This is a genomic window from Undibacterium sp. GW821-FHT07F11 (assembly GCF_059418665.1).
On the sequence record NZ_JBWKQH010000004.1, the window covers coordinates 309,068 to 327,257 of the forward strand.

An 18,190-nucleotide genomic window follows, 5' to 3' on the forward strand; every position below is an offset into this window, starting at 1 on the left:
CTTCTACGTCCATATCTTAAGGGCACTTGCCTTCATACTCACACATTAGTGCTGCGGACTTTATACTAGCTTTATCGCTTTTCGATAACTTTTGAAGTTCAATGCTCAGATTATTCAGGGTTTCAGCATTTTTACTTTGGGTGTAATTGAAGTTTTTTAATTGATTAGAAATTTCTTTCGTGTCCATGTTAATTTGAGGGGGATTACTTGCAAGTTTATTTAAAAAGGTAATGATCGTCGCCTGATTTGTGAGATTGTTACTCAATTTTTCTTCTAATGCAGGCATGGATACATTGACTTTATTTTCTAAATGTAGATCAAGAGGAGTCTTCGAGTTGTAGCTCAGGTCCGTGGCTTTCGTCGTAATTTCTGGTCGCAGGTTAATTGGCAGAGATGCCGCCGTAGCTTCAATACTTATGTCAGGTAATAGCTTGATTGGTAATTTTCCATCTTCAAGTTCATTGCCTTTGGAATCAATCAGTTTGGTCTGGATATTTATAGTTTTACCTGCGCTTGAAGTATTCAGGTTAATTGGGTCGTGTTTGACTGCAAGCCCTATTCCCAAGATGGCAGGTGTTAAAAACAAGGCCGCTGTCAACATAGTGGATGCGGCTGATTTTCCAGTTGTTGCCGCTTCAGTGGTCACGGTCCCTTTTTTGAGAATCTCCATGATTTCTGCGGTGTATTTATTGGATAGACGCAGTAGATTAATGATCTGAATAATTAATATAACAATGCACAAAATGATGAGGTAATACATTGCAGCAAGGCTGATTTTATAGACGTAATTGCCAGAACTATCCTTGGACAGGAAAAATTTTTCCAATCTATTCTTTTTTTCTTGAACTTCGTTATCTTTAGCTTGTGTTGCAGACTCCTTTTTTTTATCATTTTCTTGCCGTCCAATTTTGTTTTTTGCAATGTCAGTTTTTTTGAAAAAATCTGAAGCCAAATAATTAACCAGGTTCGGATCTTCCTTGATGTTTTTTTCGCAGGATTTAAGAGCCTCCTGAGTTATTCGAATAGTAAATGTATCTTCTGTGTTTTTAGCCTTTGTAAGATCACTCAGTGCAACGTCTAAAACACTACATTGTTTGTATCTATTTTTTAGCAGTTCATCGTTGTGATTGCTATTGTAGTCTTGCTCGGTGAGGCTGGATTGCAGTAGTAAATATACCGTAAGCAAGAGTAATGTCATTGCACCCAAAGGTGTTACAAGATGCCCCAACATATTAAGCGCAATGCTTAAATTTTTCGCAGGCATTGCTTTGAGTTTATCTGCCTCTGGAGGCGGTTGCGTGTCTCCTGTGTTCCCTTCGGATGCTATTGGATGCATCGTTGCTTCATTATTGCTTGACGGTTGTTGTTCTGGATCACTGGGCTCGGCGGGGCACATGGCATACTCCTTTTTTATGTGAAGATAATTTTGTCCTTAGCTTTATCAACAGCGCTTTACTATCGACAGCTTCGCCACCATCAAGCAGTATTTCTGGGAATCGTCGTGGTTCGTAATCGCTCCCTTACTTGACCGAATCTTCCTTTGGCTTTTGAAAAATTACAGGCACATCGCTTTGACCGAAACGGATGCCAGTGTTGATCAGGGTGCGTTTGCCATCTGCAGTGGCATATCCGCGTTCGCTGATGCTGCCTATGATGAGCCAGGTGTTGTCGGCGATCTGGTATTCGGCACCATAGCCGATGCGGCGTATATTCTGGGTAGACACCCCCGCAGTATCCACGCGAGCCAGGCCGCCGTCGATAAACGCATTCCATTTACCTTTGCCAACCTTGAAACGGGCAACAATATCAGTGCGTGTTTCAGTGCTGAGCTTGTTGGTATCCTTGGGGTCTTGAATGCGGTCATCCCATTTTCTTGCAGCATAAAATTGCAGCAGACGCTTGCTTTGGTCGACAGGGTTGGTCTCGTGATTGTCCCAGCCCCATGAGTAGGATGTCCACAATACCTTGGCACCTGGCAGTGCATCCTGGACTTGATTACTTGAACCTGTATACCAGGCCTTGGCAAAGCCTACATACCAGGCCGGTTGTTTCCAGCGGTCTGCTTCAGCCTGCTTGACGCCGGCGTTTTCCTTATAGCATTTGGTGATAGCCTTGGCGGTCGTATCTTCCGGGTCGGTCTCAGGAGGACTTGTTACTGTTTTCCGGGGATCAATAACAAAGGGATTTTTTTTGATCTCCTGAATAGCGCAGTCATTGAGTGGCTTCCATAGCAGACGCGTATCCCCTCCATCGATCAGGCCTATGCGTATTGAGGCTGCAAGCTGGCTTCCGACCAAAGGATTTTCTGATTTTGCAGTTGCCAGCCCGACTGAGGTTCTGGTTGCCGCACGCATCAGCCAGTTCTTGTCGTCCGCATAAGTTGCACCACCAATGATGAGTTGGGGTGCAAGCAAGGGCAATGGGGCAAATTCCAGGCCTATGCCATCATTGATCTTGCCAGACGGGTCCACGCCGCGGGCTGCGGCGATCAGCACGTCATGTGGGGTCGTTGGCCGGTTAATATCGGCGGCAGTGACTCCAAGCAGGCTCAAGCCTGACGAATCCATAATTGCATCTTGCTGTTTGAAATACTCTGGTATGGCTTTGACGATATCGACTTTAGTGGTTTTACTTGCGTCAGCATCCTCGCTTTTGGGTGCTACAGCCGGATCATTGCTTGTCTTTGTTGTAGTAGTTCCCGGATTGACAGGTGCAGGAGCGGCCCGCGTCATCGCCAGGGTGGTTCTGGGCTTGACTCTGAATAATATTTCGCCATTGGTGAGCTGAAGTTTTTCGACAAGTTCATACCTGTCGTTGCCGACGATAACATCTTGTGCAAATGCAGCACCAGAGGCAAGTAACAATACAGGCAGGCAGCCGCAGACGAAGATCTGCATCAGTTTGCTCTTCATGATGCGTCCTTAATTGAAACTGAGACCGTCGTAGCCGACATGCGCTGCATTTTCACCGTCATTCAGAGTGACTGTGATGTCGGCTTCACGCAATGGCGCACGTCCCACCTGACTGACATTAACGTGGATGGTTGTGTTGTCAGTGCTGACATTCCCGGTGACGAACATGTTCCACGATACATATCCGCCAGGTGAGCTGCCTGCCGGTGGGTCGAAACTATAAATGACGCTGCCGCCTGCAGTGCTGAGTGGGTTGCTCGTATCGTCCGGAGTGCCGACAGTGATGAGATTCTTGTTGTCCTTGTCCCTTACCAATAATTGCAACTGTGCCATACCGCCGCCAGTGGCCGTGAAAGTAAGTGTGACTTTGCCGGTAGAAAGCAGCTGATATTCAGTTTTGAACAGATAACGATTGTCGGTAGTGATTTTCGCAAGCATTTTATGCCCCTTGGTGATAGGTACGAAGTCATCTTTAAATAGATGCTTAATAGGCTAGCATTTAATGCATGTAAAATATTTAATGATTTAAGTGATTTTGCAATTTGTTGCAATTCTGCTGCCTCGTTATATTTCCTTTAAATTGTCCTTGGTATGCAGTCATATGGTTTGCTGCGTAAGTTCGCGAGTGATGTGCAATATCCGGTTCTAAGCTAATATCCCAGCCTTGAGCAGTGATTTTGGATTTACGTGAGCGGGTATTTATGAATAAGAAGTTTATTGCCCTGGCCGTGGCGCTGGGTTTGTTGTTTGGGGGTTTGGGGATTTATGCGGGCAACCGCCAGACCACGCCCAAGCCGCCGGCTGACAAGTCGGTTGCGCAATTAATGGCGCAGCAGTTCAAGGATAGTGAGGGCAAACCACAATCCATGACTGAATGGCAGGGGAAATTCCTGGTGGTTAATTTTTGGGCAACCTGGTGTGCACCTTGCGTTCAGGAAATGCCTGAATTGTCAGCTATGCAAGATGGATTCAAAGGCAAGTCCATACAGATACTTGGGCTGGGCATAGATAGTCCGACAAATATTGCTGATTTTGCAAAAAAATATAAAATCAGCTATCCCTTGTTTTCTGCGGGCATGGAAGGTTCTGAGCTTTCGCGCCAATTGGGTAACACCGGTGGCGGTTTGCCGTTTACTGTACTGATTAATAGCGAGGGCAAGGTCGTGAAATCTTATCTGGGCCGTCTGAAGATGGATGAATTGCATACCGATATTGCCAAATATTCTTTGGAAAAATAGAAGTCGCATCGTTTTTCCTTGCCAATCTGCGTCGATTAGCGGCAAAATGCGGCCATCTTCGTCAAATTGAATGTGACTATGGCGCGCAAACTATTGCTGCTGAATGGCCCCAATCTGAACCTGCTCGGTACGCGCGAGCCTGCTACCTATGGTGCTACCACCCTGGCCGAGATAGAAGCAGCGGCACAGGAGCAGGCAAAAGCAGCGGGCGCAGAGTTGTCATTTTTTCAAAGTAATCATGAAGGCGCATTAATTGACCGCATACATGCTGCACGAAATGAGCAAGTCGATGCTATTATCATCAACCCGGGCGGCCTGACGCATACCAGTGTTGCCTTGCGGGATGCCCTGGCAGGCGTGGCGATCCCGTTTATTGAAGTACATATATCAAATGTACATCAAAGAGAAGCCTTCAGACATCATTCATACTTGTCTGCAATTGCCAAAGGGGTCATCTGCGGCCTCGGTACTGAAGGTTACCGTCTGGCGATTGACTTTTCCCTGAAAAATATTTAAATTCTCGCATCTTCGCGTAATTTGCTGATAATGCCAGCTTATTTCGTATATAATCCAAACTTCGGCGGCATTCTCTGAGCTATTGTCATGCTCAGTATTGCGCGTCCCAATTAATTCAGAACCACTTTTTTCAAGGGGATTCCACATGGATTTAAGAAAACTCAAGACCCTGATCGACCTCGTAGCAGAATCAGATATCGCTGAACTGGAAGTAACTGAAGGTGAAGGCAAAGTCCGCATCGTCAAATCTTCTGCGATGCCGCAAAATCAGGTCGTCATGATGCAGCAGCCCCAGCATCAAATGATGCCTGCAGCAGCCCCGGCCACCGCTGCGGCCGCACCTGTTGCAGCAGCACCAGTCGTGCCGGATGGTCATATTGTCAAATCCCCTATGGTTGGTACTTTCTACCGTTCCTCCGCGCCTGGCGCAGCTCCTTTTGCTGATATTGGCAAAAGCGTGAATGCTGGCGACACCCTCTGCATTATCGAAGCAATGAAATTGCTGAATGAAATCGAAAGCGATTTCACAGGCACGATCAAACAGATTCTGGTTGAAAATGGTCAGCCTGTTGAATACGGCCAGCCGCTGTTCGTGATTGGCTGATCCAGGCGCGCGTGCGCGAACTGAAGTCCAATGCCCGTGTTGAGGGCAATAATACTGGACAGGGTTTTCTGCTCACGCAATTGCAACCATTGCCACCGCAAAGTTAAATCATGTTTGAAAAAATTCTTATCGCCAATCGTGGTGAAATCGCGCTACGTATCCAGCGCGCCTGCCGCGAGATGGGTATCAAAACCGTGGTCGTGCACTCTGAAGCTGACCGCGAAGCAAAATATGTGAAGCTGGCCGACGAATCTGTTTGCATAGGCCCTGCTCCGTCGAATCTGAGTTACCTGAGCATGCCAGCCATCATCAGCGCCGCTGAAGTGACTGATGCCCAGGCCATCCATCCAGGCTATGGTTTTTTGTCTGAAAATGCCGACTTTGCTGAGCGTGTAGAGCAATCCGGTTTTGTCTTCATCGGCCCGCGTGCTGAATCCATCCGTCTGATGGGTGACAAGGTATCCGCCAAGCATGCCATGATCAAGGCTGGCGTGCCATGCGTGCCCGGTTCTGAAGGTGCATTGCCCGACGACCCCAAAGCCATCGTCCAAATCGCCCGCAAGGTTGGTTACCCGGTCATCATCAAGGCCGCTGGCGGTGGTGGTGGGCGCGGTATGCGTGTGGTGCATACTGAAGCGGCTCTGCTCAACGCGGTCACCATGACCAAGACAGAAGCGGGCGCAGCCTTTGGTAATCCTGAAGTGTATATGGAAAAGTTTCTGGAAAACCCACGTCACGTGGAAATCCAGATTCTGGCCGACCAGCATGGCAATGCCATCTGGCTGGGTGAGCGTGATTGCTCCATGCAGCGCCGCCATCAAAAAGTCATAGAAGAAGCACCAGCACCCGGCATCCCGCGCAAGATAATAGAAAAAATCGGTGACCGTTGCGCTGCTGCATGCCGCAAGATCAATTATCGTGGCGCAGGTACTTTTGAATTCCTGTACGAAAACGGCGAATTTTATTTCATCGAAATGAATACCCGCGTACAGGTTGAACATCCGGTGACCGAGATGATCACTGGTGTGGATATCGTGCAAGAACAGATACGCATCGCTTTCAATGAAAAGCTGCGCTTCAAGCAAACCGATATTACGCTCAAGGGCCATGCCATTGAGTGCCGTATCAATGCCGAAGACCCGTTCAAGTTCACCCCTTCGCCAGGTCGTATTACCTCATGGCATACACCAGGTGGCCCTGGCATACGTGTAGATTCACATGCTTACGCTGGCTATTTCGTGCCGCCGAATTATGATTCCATGATAGGCAAGGTCATCGCCTATGGTGAAACCCGCGAACAGGCCATACGCCGCATGCAGATTGCTTTGTCAGAGATGGTGGTAGAAGGCATACAAACCAACATCCCGCTGCATCGCGAACTGATGATAGATGCGCGGTTTATTGAAGGTGGTACGAATATTCACTACCTTGAGCATAAGCTTGCAGATATGCCGGAGTTGTCGAAGAAGTCTAAGTAATTTGGAGTAAAGACCTCTCAATACAGAGACACAGAGGAAAGTGTTTGAGTTCTGTAGGTTGGGCTATGGTTTACCAGCCCAACACTCGGCGCTTGAATAACGTATACGTTTGTTGAGGCCCAGTGTTGGGCTGATGAAGCGTAGCCCAACCTACGGGATAGACGGGATGCAAAAATTCCGTCAAAAAGAAGCACAGAGAAAACACAAGTTTTTCCCTGTGCTTTTGGTTTTGTTCTGCCACCTCTGTGGTAAGCTTTTCGCTATTGAAGTAATAACGTCGTATAAGAAAGTAGCAATATGGGCTGGATAGAAATAGTCATAGAAGTAGCGCGTGAGCAGGCTGAGGCTTTGTCGGACGCTTTGATGGATGCGGGTGCCTTGTCGGTGTCCGTGGAAGATGCCGATGAAGGTACGGATGCTGAACGTCCGCTGTTTGGTGAGCCCGGTATGGAGCCTGATGAAGCCGCCTGGGACCGCAGCCGTGTGGTTGCGCTCGCCGATATCGATGCCGATCACGCTGAACTGGTGGCTGAAGCCGCCGCTGCCATTGGCCTGACTGTCGTGCCAGCCTACATCACCCGCAATGTAGAAGAACAAGACTGGGTGCGCCTGACGCAATCGCAGTTTGCTCCTATCCATATCGGCAAGAATATCTGGGTCGTGCCTAGCTGGCATGATGCCCCTGATCCTGACGCCCTGATCCTGGAACTTGATCCTGGCCTGGCCTTTGGTACTGGCAGTCATCCTACTACCAAGCTGTGCATGGAATGGCTGGAAGCGCATGCACCCAAGGATTTGTCCGTCCTGGATTATGGTTGTGGTTCCGGTATTCTGGCCATGGTCGCCAGCAAGCTGGGTGCCGCGAGTGTCATTGGTGTGGATATTGATCCGCAAGCGATTGAATCTGCCAACTTCAATGCTGAACGCAATAGCTGCCAGATCGAATATGCGTTGCCAGAAGGTTTTGGTGCGGCTCATCCTGCATCGCAGAAATTTGATGTGGTCGTGGCGAATATCCTGTCCAGTCCCTTGAAACTCATGGCACCGATGCTGGCTGGCCGTGTTGCTCCTGGTGGTTCACTGATACTTTCAGGCGTGCTGGCAAGGCAGGCCGAAGAAGTGGCAGCAGCGTATGCGCCTTTCATCAAGCTCACAGTCTGGGCTGAGCATGAAGGCTGGGTGGCGTTGTCTGGCTCTTTGAGTAGCTGAGGCGACTATGGCACTGGCGACCCGCTGCCCCCACTGTCAGACTGCCTTCAAGGTAGCCAATGATCAGTTGAAGTTGCATGCGGGCCTGGTGCGCTGTGGCTCATGCCAGCAAACTTTTAATGCAGTAGAAAACCTGATTCCGGTCGAGGGGCAAAAACCTGCGCCAGTCAGCAAGTCAACACCTGCATCTGCGCCAGCTGCAAGTCAGTCGTCATCACCGCTGGCAACGGCAGCGACAAATAATGTTATGACTGCCAGGCCGCAAGTCAGTGCAGCGGTGCCAGCGCCAGCAGCAAAACCAGTCTTGCCTGCCACGGCAAGCGAAGTTGTGGCAGAAAGCAAGCCAGAATCCAAGCTGGACGCCAAGCCAGTGCCGGCAGAACATCTGGCGTCCCTGATCGAACCTGAGGCCAATTTCGAGCAGACGCGTATAGTTCCGCCAGCTCCCGTCACTCCTGTGGGCCGCTTCTTTCCGCCGGATGCGCTGCCGCAAGAAGACACGCTCTTGCCAGACAGTCTGGTGCCGCCAGAAAGGGGCGCAGTTGTCGGCACGCCAGCAAGCAGCGCGACAGCCAGGCCTGCAACAAAAGTGCTGGCCGCCATCAGCAAGGCCGAGCTGGAATTTGAGGCGGAAACTTTTGACATGCCCAGGGATATTCCTGCGGCAGTCGGGCCCGCCGTGGTTACTCCTGCTGTGCTTACTCCAATCAGCACGGCGCTCATCACCGCAGAGACGCAGAAGCTTGAGCCTGTGCTCGACCCTCTCAGCCAGCTCAAGGCTGACCCTGAACCGGCAGGTTTAAAAAAGGAACCTGTAATCAGTAGCTCATCGGCTCTCGATTTTGACCTCGGTGATGGCGGCTTTTTGCTGCCGTCTGAGGAGGTGCAGGAAGCCGATCTGTCCCGCATAGAACTGGAAACCCGTGCCGCCCTGATGGACCCGCCAACAGCTGACTGGTCAGTCAGCGAAGCCGTAGAAGATGCGGCGGATGGCAAAGAAAAACTGCCAGAATTTGCTGCCACTGAAATTGCGGATGCACACAGTATCAGCAAGGTCTGGCGTCATAAAGATCATGTGGATGTCGCGTCACCTGATGACGCGGTTTCCATCAATGATGATGCTACTGATGGGCTGCACAAAGATTCCTATATAGGTGAGGCTGAAGCCGCGCTCGCCAATCAGGCCGCCATCAATGAAGATTCCAGCAGTGATCCTGAAGAAGAGGCAGCCAAACCCAACTTTGTCATTCAGGCAGAAAAGCAGCGCTCCCGCAAACGCATCGCCAACATCATGCTGGGTTTGATGATCGTTTTACTGATTCCATTATTGCTGGGGCAGTCTACCTATATTTTCCGTAACCAGCTCGCCGCCAGAGTGCCAGAAGCCAAACCCTGGTTGCAGCAGGCCTGCAAATACCTGAGCTGCCAGGTGGCATTGCCCGCGCAGATAGAAAAGATTTTTGTCGATTCGAATGAATTGCAAAATCTGGCACCAGAACGTAATGTCTTTATGCTGGTCATGCAAATCCAGAACCAGAGTGATGTAGCGCAGACATGGCCGAATATAGAACTGGTCTTGAATGATGTTAAAGATAAACCCTTGTTGCAACGCGCTTTCACTCCAACTGATTATCTGACAGAAAAAGATAAACTGGAAAAAGGCTTTGCTGCTGGTGGTGAACACAGCATCAAATTGTATTTTGAGTTGCCGGCACTGAAAGCAGCTGGCTTCCATGTAGGCGTATTTTATCCATGATGCGCCATTTACATGCCTGCCATGATTATGTCTGTCCATATGGCCGATATAATCCAGGTTTTGCTAAAGCAATAGCCTGTATTGAAGTCTTGTAGCAAAAATTTTCAAACCTGATAGTCTTATGTTATTTCTCCTTGTCTCCGCCAAAAGGGCAGGGCAAACACGCTAAGATCATAAAGACTTCAGGCATGCAAATACAAACCGGGGCTACAGATATGTGGCCACCTGCGGCAGACCTTCTGCCCGCAATGACTATCCCAGATCATGATGCTGCCGCAGATACAAGCTCTGGACTTATAGCAGAGCAGCATACTGAATACCAGCCTTCATTCACTGGCACAGGCAAAGAATATTTTCGCATCTGGATCGTCAATCTCTGTTTGAGCCTGGCGACTTTGGGTATTTATTCAGCCTGGGCAAAAGTGAGGCGGCTCAAGTATTTTGACCGCAACACCCAATTGAATGGCACGGTCTTCAATTTTCATGGTGATCCTAAAATCATATTTCGTGGCAGGGTCATCGCAGTGCTACTGCTGTTCTGCTATCACTACCTGTTCACTTTTTCAAAAACACTGGCGCTGAGTCTGTTTGCCATTTTCTTGCTGGGCGTGCCGTGGATGATGCGCAGTGCCTTGCGTTTTCGCTTGCGCAACACCAGTTACCTTGGTCTGCGCTTTCAATTTCACGGCACACTTGCGGGTGCTTACAGAACGTATTTTCCAGTCGGCCTGATGGTGTTATTGCCGGGCTTGCTCGGCGTTTTGATGCCACGTCGGCCCGAGGTTGTGGCACTTGCTTTCATCCCTTATTTAAGCTGGCCCTGGCTGCATGCACGCATGCGCATGTATCAGCATAATGAACTGGCTTTTGCAGATTTGAAAAGTAGTTGCAAACTCACCAGTAACTCTTTTTTATGGGCTTATTTTGCTGTCGGACTGGTCTTGCTGATCTTTGTCATGATGGTAGGGATGGGCAGTGCCATTTTCATCGCCACGCTCAAAAACCATACCCCGGACAACTATAAATTTTTTATGGAGATGTATGGCTGGCTCTTGTTCCCGCTAGGATTTTTGGTGATATTGCTGGCCTATATTATCTTCCTCAGTGGTAGTACTTTATTGCAAGTCAAAATCTGGAACAAGTCCTGGAATGCCACCCGTTTCCCTGGCATGGCAATAGACTCACATTTGCCCTACAAGGCTTTTTATTTTATGCAGGTAAAGAACCTCATCCTGACCATGTTGACGCTCGGTTTGTACCGGCCATTTGCGGTTGTGAATATTTATCGCTTCCGTACGCAGCATGTCAGTTTGAAAGCGACCGGTTTTGAGCAGTTGCTGGCAGCACAGCACGCGCCAGTTGCGCAGACGGGAAAATCAGGGCAAGTCGGCCAGGCCAGTGGTGACAGTACCGCAGATTTGTTTGGTTTTGATTTGTCCTGGTAGAAAGCATTCATGATACAAGCACATTATTTTGACCATCACCGGGCTTTGCTGCACAAGGTCATCCTGCATTTTCAGGCTAGCGGAATCAGTTTGACAGGCGAGGGTATAGACAGACAGATAGACAGGAGCCAGTTGCAACTGGAAGAAGCTTTTCAGGATGCGCCATGCATACTCAATTTTGCTGATGGCAGCCATTGTGAAATTCACGCGCAGGCTGACAAGCAAAGCCTGCTCGCGTATCTTGGCTATCACCCATCCATCGTAGAGCGATGGCAGCACAAATGGCAGGCAGCCTTGCTGGCGATTGTCGTCATGGCGGGTATTTTGTTCTCGGCTTATAAATGGGGTGTGCCTGTGCTGGCCGACAAGCTTGCAGTTCTGGTCCCTGTCAGCTATGAACGCGCCCTCGGTGCCGAAATAATGAATGTGCTGGACCAATCCATGCTGAAACCAAGCAAGCTTGATGACCGCACAATAGCGCAGGCCGAACAATTATTGCGTCGCTTGCGCAACAAGGATGCACAGGTGCCGGTACACCTGGAAGTACGCAACTCGCCGCAAATCGGCCCGAATGCCTTTGCCCTGCCAGGTGGTACCGTGGTTGTTACCGATCAGTTGATTGCCCTCATCATTGGTACTGGCGGCAACGAGTTGACGGGTTTTCTGGCGGATGAATTATCAGGTGTGATGGCGCACGAAATCGGCCATATAGAACATCGTCATGCCATGCGCCGTTTGTTGCGCAATGGTTTGCTGACGGTCACCCTGGGTAGCATGTTTGGTGATTTCAGCTCGGTTGCGGCCCTTGCACCTGCGGCCTTGCTGAACCAGGAATATAGCCGTGAAATGGAAGTGGAAGCCGATACCTATGCCATTGCAGCACTGGTGCAAAGGCAGATTTCACCCGGCCACCTGGCTGATGTATTAGCTGAAATGAGCGAGAAGCGCAAACGGTCTGGAACTGAAGCGATGCCCAAATGGTTACGTGCAATGAATAATTACGCTGCCAGTCACCCGCCTTCGGAGGAACGTATAGCCCGTTTCAAGAAGGCGGCAGCGGCCATGGCGCAGTAAATGGTGAATTAATCAGAGTAGAGGGGTAAGCCAGGAAGATTGCTTAAGGCGATTTTTGTGCAGATGCTCAATCTGCTGTCTCAGCCTCTGCCATAATCGCCCGCAAAGCAGCGGCATTGGCGCGCTCAGTGCTCTTGCCGTGACCGCTGCGTATGGCATCCTGATCTTGTAGCACCAGATGTACCCCTTCGTTTTTGTACATGAAACTCAGTGTTTCTATACTTTCATTGCGATTATTGAAACTTTCTGAAACTTCAAATTGCACATCTTTGTTTAATAGGTAGATGGCAACATCCTTGGTATTGTCAGCAAATAAATGCAAATGAATATCGGAATGATTGCCTGCCGTGCCATTCAGCACTGCGCCAACGATATAAGGGCTGTAGCGCTCCATGTCTTCCATCAGCTCAAGGGCAAGTTGACGTAAGTGCAATAATCGCTGCGGCTGAGTATCGCCAAAGAATAATTCATTGTATTCGCGTACTTCCTGCTCGATTTGGGCATTGTCAGGCATGACATCACCCTTGACTTTATGGTTGCCCAGCAACTGCTTGGCCGCCTTGCGCTTGGCCGAACCATAATCTGCCCCATCCTCGGCTATCATGCGCGCCGCCAGCGCGGCAATCTCTGCCCGCAGGTTTTCTGCTTCATTAGGTGTATGGATCATCATGGGGTAATCATAACTGAAACCTTGGCTAAATCCAAAAACAAGACTGCTCAATGCAGAAAAATGCAGATTTTTTGTCTATGCACTCATAGGTTTTCAGCTTCTGTTACGAGTGGTGACAAGAACATGCCTTCTCTCAGGTAGAATTGCGGGATTCTGGAATTTGGTTCAATTATGCATATTCACATTTTAGGTATCTGCGGCACTTTCATGGGTGGCCTGGCCGTATTGGCAAAAGAAGCAGGTCATACAGTGACGGGCTGTGATGCCAATGTCTATCCGCCCATGAGCACCCAGCTCGAATCCCAGGGCATCAGCCTGACCCAGGGTTTTGGGGCAGAGCAGATAGCGCTGGAACCGGATTTGTATGTCATAGGCAATGTCGTCTCGCGTGGCAACCCGCTGATGGAAGAAATCCTCAACCGCGGCTTGCCCTATGTGTCTGGCCCGCAATGGATGGGCGAACATATCCTGCGTGACAAGTGGGTACTCGCTGTTGCTGGTACTCATGGCAAAACAACCACATCTGCCATGCTGGCCTGGATACTGGAATATGCCGGATATTCGCCTGGCTTTCTGATCGGTGGTGTACCGCTGAACTTTGGTATCTCTGCCCGCTTGTGGGGCAACCACGCCTCTGACTTTTTTGTCATCGAGGCTGATGAATACGATACTGCCTTCTTCGACAAGCGCAGCAAGTTCGTGCATTACCATGCCAAGACAGCCGTGCTCAACAATCTGGAATATGACCATGCCGACATCTTCCCCGATGTGGCGGCCATAGAAACCCAGTTCCACCATCTGGTGCGCACCGTACCCGGTGTAGGCCGTCTGATCGTGAATGGCAATAATGCCGCACTGGAACGTGTCCTGAAACGCGGCTGCTGGAGTGAAAAAGAATTCTTTGGCAATGACCAGGCCTGGCGTCTGCTCATGCAAGACGGTGAAGACTTTGATGTCTATTTCAATGACCAGTTGCAAGGCAAGGTGCAATGGAATTTGAATGGCGAACATAACCGACAAAATGCGCTGGCCGCGATAGCCGCTGCCCGCCATGTCGGCGTCACACCAGAAATCGCGATAGAAGCGCTGGCCCAGTTTGTCAGCGTCAAGCGCCGCATGGAAGTACGCGGTGTCGCTGATGGCGTCACCGTCATCGACGATTTCGCCCATCACCCTACAGCCGTTGCCACGACGGTGGAAGGTTTGCGCCACAAGGTTGGCGATGCCCGCATCCTGGCCGTGTTGGAACCGCGCTCAAACACCATGAAGCTGGGTACGATGAAACAGGCCTTGCCTGGTAGCCTGGAACAAGCTGACCTGGTATTTGGTTTTGGCGAGGCAGACGGCAAATCAGCTTTAGGCTGGGATCTGGCAGAAGCATTGGCACCGTTGGGTGACAAGGTCGCTTGCCACCACAAGATAGATCAACTGGTGCAAGACATAGTCAGCAAAGCCAAGGCTGGTGACCATGTACTCATCATGAGTAATGGCGGCTTTGGTGGTATTCATCAAAAATTGCTGGATGCCCTGCAAGACCGCGCACAGCAGGCTGGTAATCAAGCCGGTAATCAGGCAATTGCAGCATGATTCTCTACCTGCACGGCTTCCGCTCATCGCCCGACTCTTACAAGGCACGTGTCATGCTTGCGCATATGGCGAAGCTGGGCCGTAGCGAAGAGATAGCCTGCCCCGACCTGTCACCTTCGCCAGCGCTGGCGATACAACAGGCTGAGGCTTTACTGGCAGGGCACAAGGCAGAAGACATCTGCATCATAGGCTCGTCGCTGGGTGGTTATTATGCGACCTGGCTGGCAGAAAAATACGGTTGCAAAGCTATCTTGCTGAACCCCGCCGTCAAGCCGCCACGTGATCTGGAGAGCTATGTTGGTGTGACAACTTATTATCATAGCGACCGCGTATTTGAATTCAAGGCTGAATACATGGCTGAGTTGCGCGCCCTGGCTGTGGAAAAGATCACCCGGCCTGAGCGTTATTTTTTGATGGCCGCTACCGGTGACGAAGTGCTGGACTGGCGCGAAATGGTCGCCCATTATCCGCAAGCCAGACAGCTCGTGATTGAAGGCAGCGACCATGGCATTGCTGAATTTGCCGATTACCTGGATCAGGTGATGGCCTTTGCAGATGGCAGGGCTTGATTTGGAAGCAGCAATTTTGCGATTGAGTTTGCCGGCAAGTAAGCAAATGCAGCGACCGCTGGCCGCGCAATGGTATGCCCATGTGAATGCAGTTGATACCAGCGCGCTGATGGAAGACTGGCTCAGCAACCGCGATTCACTGACGGCCAGGCTGGTGGCACGGTGCCAGCAGTTTCGCGTGCAGCGTTTGTCGCAGCACAAGGCAGTGTGCCTGCAGGATGAATATGCTGCCATAGGTTTGGCCCGCGCCATGAAAGTCCATGAGCGCGAAGTGTTTTTGCGTTGCGATGGTGTGGCCATGGTGTATGGTCACACCATCGTCCCGTTGAGTGCTACGGCCAATGAATGGCCGCTGTTTCATGCGCTTGGTGAAAAGTCTTTGGGCAGCACCTTGTTCAACGACCCGCTGGTGCGCCGTGGTGAATTGCATTACGCCAGGCTAAGACAGAGTCACCCGTTGATACGCCGCATCGTGGCAAGACAGCCGGAGTTGGTAGGTGTGCATAGCATGCTGGCACGCCGGTCTCTGTTCTGGCGCAAGGGTGGTTGTTTGCAGGTGACGGAAGTGTTTTTGCCGGGGGTTGAGGGTTTGCGGATTATTGAAAAGCGGTAAGGCCGAAGACATCTCAACACAAAGAGGCGCAGAGAAATGCAAAAAGGACGTAGAGAGAAACAAGGCGGTACCGTATTAATGAGACAGCTCTCTCAAAGTCGTCATTCCTGCGAAGGCAGGAATCCATCGGCTGGCGACACCAGCGGCGTTCGTGGCAAACTGATAAAGCCAAAACGCAAGCTGCAATGTATTTACTTCTTCCCCTTCAAGGGGGAGGGAAATGAAATAGGCATATGAATAATTTTCCGCTTTGCTGATAAAAGCAAAGTAAATATAGAACAACAGACATCTTAAACAAGAGACGCAGAGAATAAAAAAGAAGCAGTAAAGATCCAGGATTTTTTCCTGTCTTTCTCCGTGTCTCTGTGTTGAGCTTTTTGGTCATAAACAATATTAAAGAAGTATTGAATGAATTTATTTTTCGAAGAATCCGGTGATTTCAAGGCAGGCAGCATCATGACGCATGCTGGTGAGGCTTATCAGGTCGAGATGGCCAGTGGCAAGCGGACCAAGGTGAAAGCCAAGGATGTGCTGTTGCAATTCGCCTCTCCCGATCCCGCCAGCCTGATAGAGCAGGCCAAGGCTGCTGCTGCTGAGATAGACCTGGAATTTTTATGGGAAGTCGCCGGGCAGGAAGAATTTGGCTTTGCTGAACTGGGCACAGAATATTTTGGCCACGCACCGCAGCCTGTCGAAGCCGCAGGCCTGATCTATGCCTTGCATAATGCGCCGGTCTATTTCTACAAAAAAGGCCGTGGCCGCTACAAGGCTGCGCCTGAAGCATCGCTAAAAGCCGCACTCGCCGGTATAGAAAAGAAAAAACAGCAAGCCCTGATACAGGCTGGCTATGTCGAAGAACTCAAGCAAAACCATCTGCCAGAGGCGATGAAATCGCTGGCCCTGCAACTCTTGTTCAAGCCCGACAAGAACAGCATAGAATACAAAGCCCTGGCAGAAGCCTGCGATGTCATGCAAATGTCGCCGCAACGTTTGATGCTGGCTGTGGGTGGCATTGCCAGCCCCAAGCATCTGCATCTGGCCAAATTCCATTACGAGCATTTCCCCAAGGGCGTGGGTTTTCCGGCCATTACCATACCGGCCTTGCCTGCTGATCTGCCCGTGGCTGATGTACAGGCTTTCTCTATCGATGACGTGACTACCACCGAGATTGATGATGCCTTTTCTGTCGTCGATATCGGCAATGGCCAGTTGCGCGTCGGCATACATATTGCCGCGCCTGCCCTGGGCATACAGCGCGGTGACGCGATCGACCATATTGCCCGTGGCCGCATGTCTACCGTGTATATGCCGGGCGACAAGATCACCATGCTGCCGGATGAGCTGGTCAATACTTACACCCTGGGTGCAGGCCAGACCCGACCGGCGGTGTCACTGTATGCAACCCTGAATACCGAAGACTGGTCCGTCATCAGCACTGAGACCAAGGTAGAAGCAGTGCCCATGGCCAGCAACCTGCGCCACAATGACCTGGATGCTCTGGTCACTGAAGATAACCTGGCCAATGATGCCGGTGAATATCCGCACAAGGCCGATATCGCGCAACTGTGGAAATGGGCACAAGTGCTGGAACAGGGGCGTATGGCCAAGCGTGAGAGCTTTGGCATGAAGCCTGAGCAAAATAACCGCGTCGATTTCAATTTCTATGTAGAAGATGACGTGGTTTCCATCGTGCGCCGAAAACGTGGTGCGCCGCTGGACAAGATCGTGGCCGAGCTGATGATCTTTGCCAACAGTACCTGGGGCAAACTCATGGCTGACCATGGCATCCCTGGCATCTACCGCGCCCAGGGCGTGGCCGGTGGCCGTGGCCCCGGCGGCTGGACAGCACGCATGCAGGTGCGCATGCTGACACATGCGGCACCGCATCAGGGCCTGGGCGTGGATCAATATGCCTGGAGCACATCACCGTTGCGCCGCTACACCGATCTGGTCAATCAATGGCAAATTATCGCCTGCGTACAGCATGGCATTACGGCACCTTTGGTCGCTACCTTCAAACCCAAGGATGCTGACCTGTTTGCGATAGTCTCCGGCTTTGATGCAGCTTATGCCGCCTATGCTGATTTCCAGAACAATATGGAACGTTACTGGTGCCTGCGCTGGCTGGGTCAGCAAGAGCAGCGCCAGGTCGAAGCTGTTGTTTTGAAAGACGAAGTCTTGCGTCTGGTCGATATTCCGCTCATCATCCGTTTGCCGGGTATGCCACAAACTGCACGCGGTGCCCAGGTCAGGCTGGATATCCTGCGCTGGGATGAAGTTGATCTTGAAGTCGAAGCCCGCCTGCTGGAATTGCTGTCCACCGTCACCGAACTGGATGAAGAAGAACTGGACGATGAAACCAGCACAGAAGTCGCAGAAGACTTCAGTGCAGAAGAAGGCGCACCTGCAGAAGTGACAGAGACAGTAGCAGAGGCGGAGAGCGCGACAGCAGACGTTGCAACTGATGTTGCAAATGACGACGCGAATACTCCAGACGAAGAACAGCCACAAGCCTAGTA

General features: G+C 50.6%; 16 protein-coding genes. 12 read left to right on the plus strand and 4 right to left on the minus strand.

Annotated features, from left to right (window positions below):
• Positions 1-16: 16 nt before the first annotated feature.
• The 3 genes from AC07OI_RS11890 to AC07OI_RS11900 all read right to left on the minus strand — a co-directional run bounded on the left by AC07OI_RS11890 (position 17) and on the right by AC07OI_RS11900 (position 3,350).
• Positions 17-1,396, minus strand: a complete 1,380-nt coding sequence (locus AC07OI_RS11890) for a hypothetical protein (RefSeq protein WP_495257369.1) — start codon at positions 1,394-1,396, stop codon at positions 17-19.
• Between the two features lie 124 nt (positions 1,397-1,520).
• Positions 1,521-2,912 (minus strand): hypothetical protein, encoded by a 1,392-nt coding sequence (locus AC07OI_RS11895; protein WP_495257370.1) that lies wholly within the window; start codon positions 2,910-2,912, stop codon positions 1,521-1,523.
• Positions 2,913-2,921: 9 nt separating this feature from the next.
• A complete protein-coding gene (locus tag AC07OI_RS11900) occupies positions 2,922-3,350 on the minus strand; it encodes a hypothetical protein (protein WP_495257371.1) in 429 nt (142 codons plus the stop codon).
• A 263-nt stretch (positions 3,351-3,613) separates the two neighbouring features.
• Here AC07OI_RS11900 and AC07OI_RS11905 point away from each other — a divergent pair, with 263 nt between their 5' ends.
• The 8 genes from AC07OI_RS11905 (at position 3,614) to AC07OI_RS11940 (ending at position 12,232) form a co-directional block, all read left to right on the plus strand.
• Positions 3,614-4,150, plus strand: coding sequence for a TlpA disulfide reductase family protein (locus AC07OI_RS11905; RefSeq protein ID WP_492701976.1), 537 nt, complete (start codon positions 3,614-3,616; stop codon positions 4,148-4,150).
• 78 nt (positions 4,151-4,228) lie between these two features.
• Positions 4,229-4,666: a type II 3-dehydroquinate dehydratase gene (aroQ, locus tag AC07OI_RS11910; protein ID WP_495257372.1), complete on the plus strand. Its 438-nt coding sequence runs from the start codon at positions 4,229-4,231 to the stop codon at positions 4,664-4,666.
• A gap of 145 nt (positions 4,667-4,811) precedes the next feature.
• Positions 4,812-5,270: an acetyl-CoA carboxylase biotin carboxyl carrier protein gene (gene accB / locus AC07OI_RS11915; protein ID WP_492701973.1), complete on the plus strand. Its 459-nt coding sequence runs from the start codon at positions 4,812-4,814 to the stop codon at positions 5,268-5,270.
• A 110-nt stretch (positions 5,271-5,380) separates the two neighbouring features.
• Positions 5,381-6,748: an acetyl-CoA carboxylase biotin carboxylase subunit gene (accC, locus tag AC07OI_RS11920; RefSeq protein WP_492701971.1), complete on the plus strand. Its 1,368-nt coding sequence runs from the start codon at positions 5,381-5,383 to the stop codon at positions 6,746-6,748.
• A gap of 297 nt (positions 6,749-7,045) precedes the next feature.
• Complete coding sequence (prmA, locus tag AC07OI_RS11925) at positions 7,046-7,957, plus strand: 50S ribosomal protein L11 methyltransferase (RefSeq protein ID WP_492701969.1); 912 nt, start codon at positions 7,046-7,048, stop codon at positions 7,955-7,957.
• Positions 7,958-7,964: 7 nt separating this feature from the next.
• On the plus strand, positions 7,965-9,713 hold the full coding sequence (locus tag AC07OI_RS11930; protein ID WP_495257373.1) for a DUF3426 domain-containing protein: 1,749 nt from the start codon (positions 7,965-7,967) through the stop codon (positions 9,711-9,713).
• A gap of 188 nt (positions 9,714-9,901) precedes the next feature.
• Complete coding sequence (locus AC07OI_RS11935; protein ID WP_495257374.1) at positions 9,902-11,158, plus strand: YjgN family protein; 1,257 nt, start codon at positions 9,902-9,904, stop codon at positions 11,156-11,158.
• A 9-nt stretch (positions 11,159-11,167) separates the two neighbouring features.
• Complete coding sequence (locus AC07OI_RS11940) at positions 11,168-12,232, plus strand: M48 family metallopeptidase (protein ID WP_495257375.1); 1,065 nt, start codon at positions 11,168-11,170, stop codon at positions 12,230-12,232.
• A 67-nt stretch (positions 12,233-12,299) separates the two neighbouring features.
• On the opposite strand, the gene AC07OI_RS11945 is transcribed toward AC07OI_RS11940, so the two are convergent.
• On the minus strand, positions 12,300-12,902 hold the full coding sequence (locus tag AC07OI_RS11945; RefSeq protein ID WP_492701961.1) for a hypothetical protein: 603 nt from the start codon (positions 12,900-12,902) through the stop codon (positions 12,300-12,302).
• 171 nt (positions 12,903-13,073) lie between these two features.
• Here AC07OI_RS11945 and mpl point away from each other — a divergent pair, with 171 nt between their 5' ends.
• The 4 genes from mpl (at position 13,074) to AC07OI_RS11965 (ending at position 18,188) form a co-directional block, all read left to right on the plus strand.
• Positions 13,074-14,489, plus strand: a complete 1,416-nt coding sequence (mpl, locus tag AC07OI_RS11950; RefSeq protein ID WP_495257376.1) for a UDP-N-acetylmuramate:L-alanyl-gamma-D-glutamyl-meso-diaminopimelate ligase — start codon at positions 13,074-13,076, stop codon at positions 14,487-14,489.
• Positions 14,486-15,058: a YqiA/YcfP family alpha/beta fold hydrolase gene (locus tag AC07OI_RS11955; protein ID WP_492701957.1), complete on the plus strand. Its 573-nt coding sequence runs from the start codon at positions 14,486-14,488 to the stop codon at positions 15,056-15,058. The genes mpl and AC07OI_RS11955 overlap by 4 nt, the downstream gene beginning before the upstream one ends.
• Positions 15,059-15,104: 46 nt before the next feature.
• Positions 15,105-15,671: a chorismate--pyruvate lyase family protein gene (locus AC07OI_RS11960; protein WP_495257377.1), complete on the plus strand. Its 567-nt coding sequence runs from the start codon at positions 15,105-15,107 to the stop codon at positions 15,669-15,671.
• A gap of 408 nt (positions 15,672-16,079) precedes the next feature.
• Complete coding sequence (locus AC07OI_RS11965; protein ID WP_495257378.1) at positions 16,080-18,188, plus strand: ribonuclease catalytic domain-containing protein; 2,109 nt, start codon at positions 16,080-16,082, stop codon at positions 18,186-18,188.
• Positions 18,189-18,190: the final 2 nt, after the last annotated feature.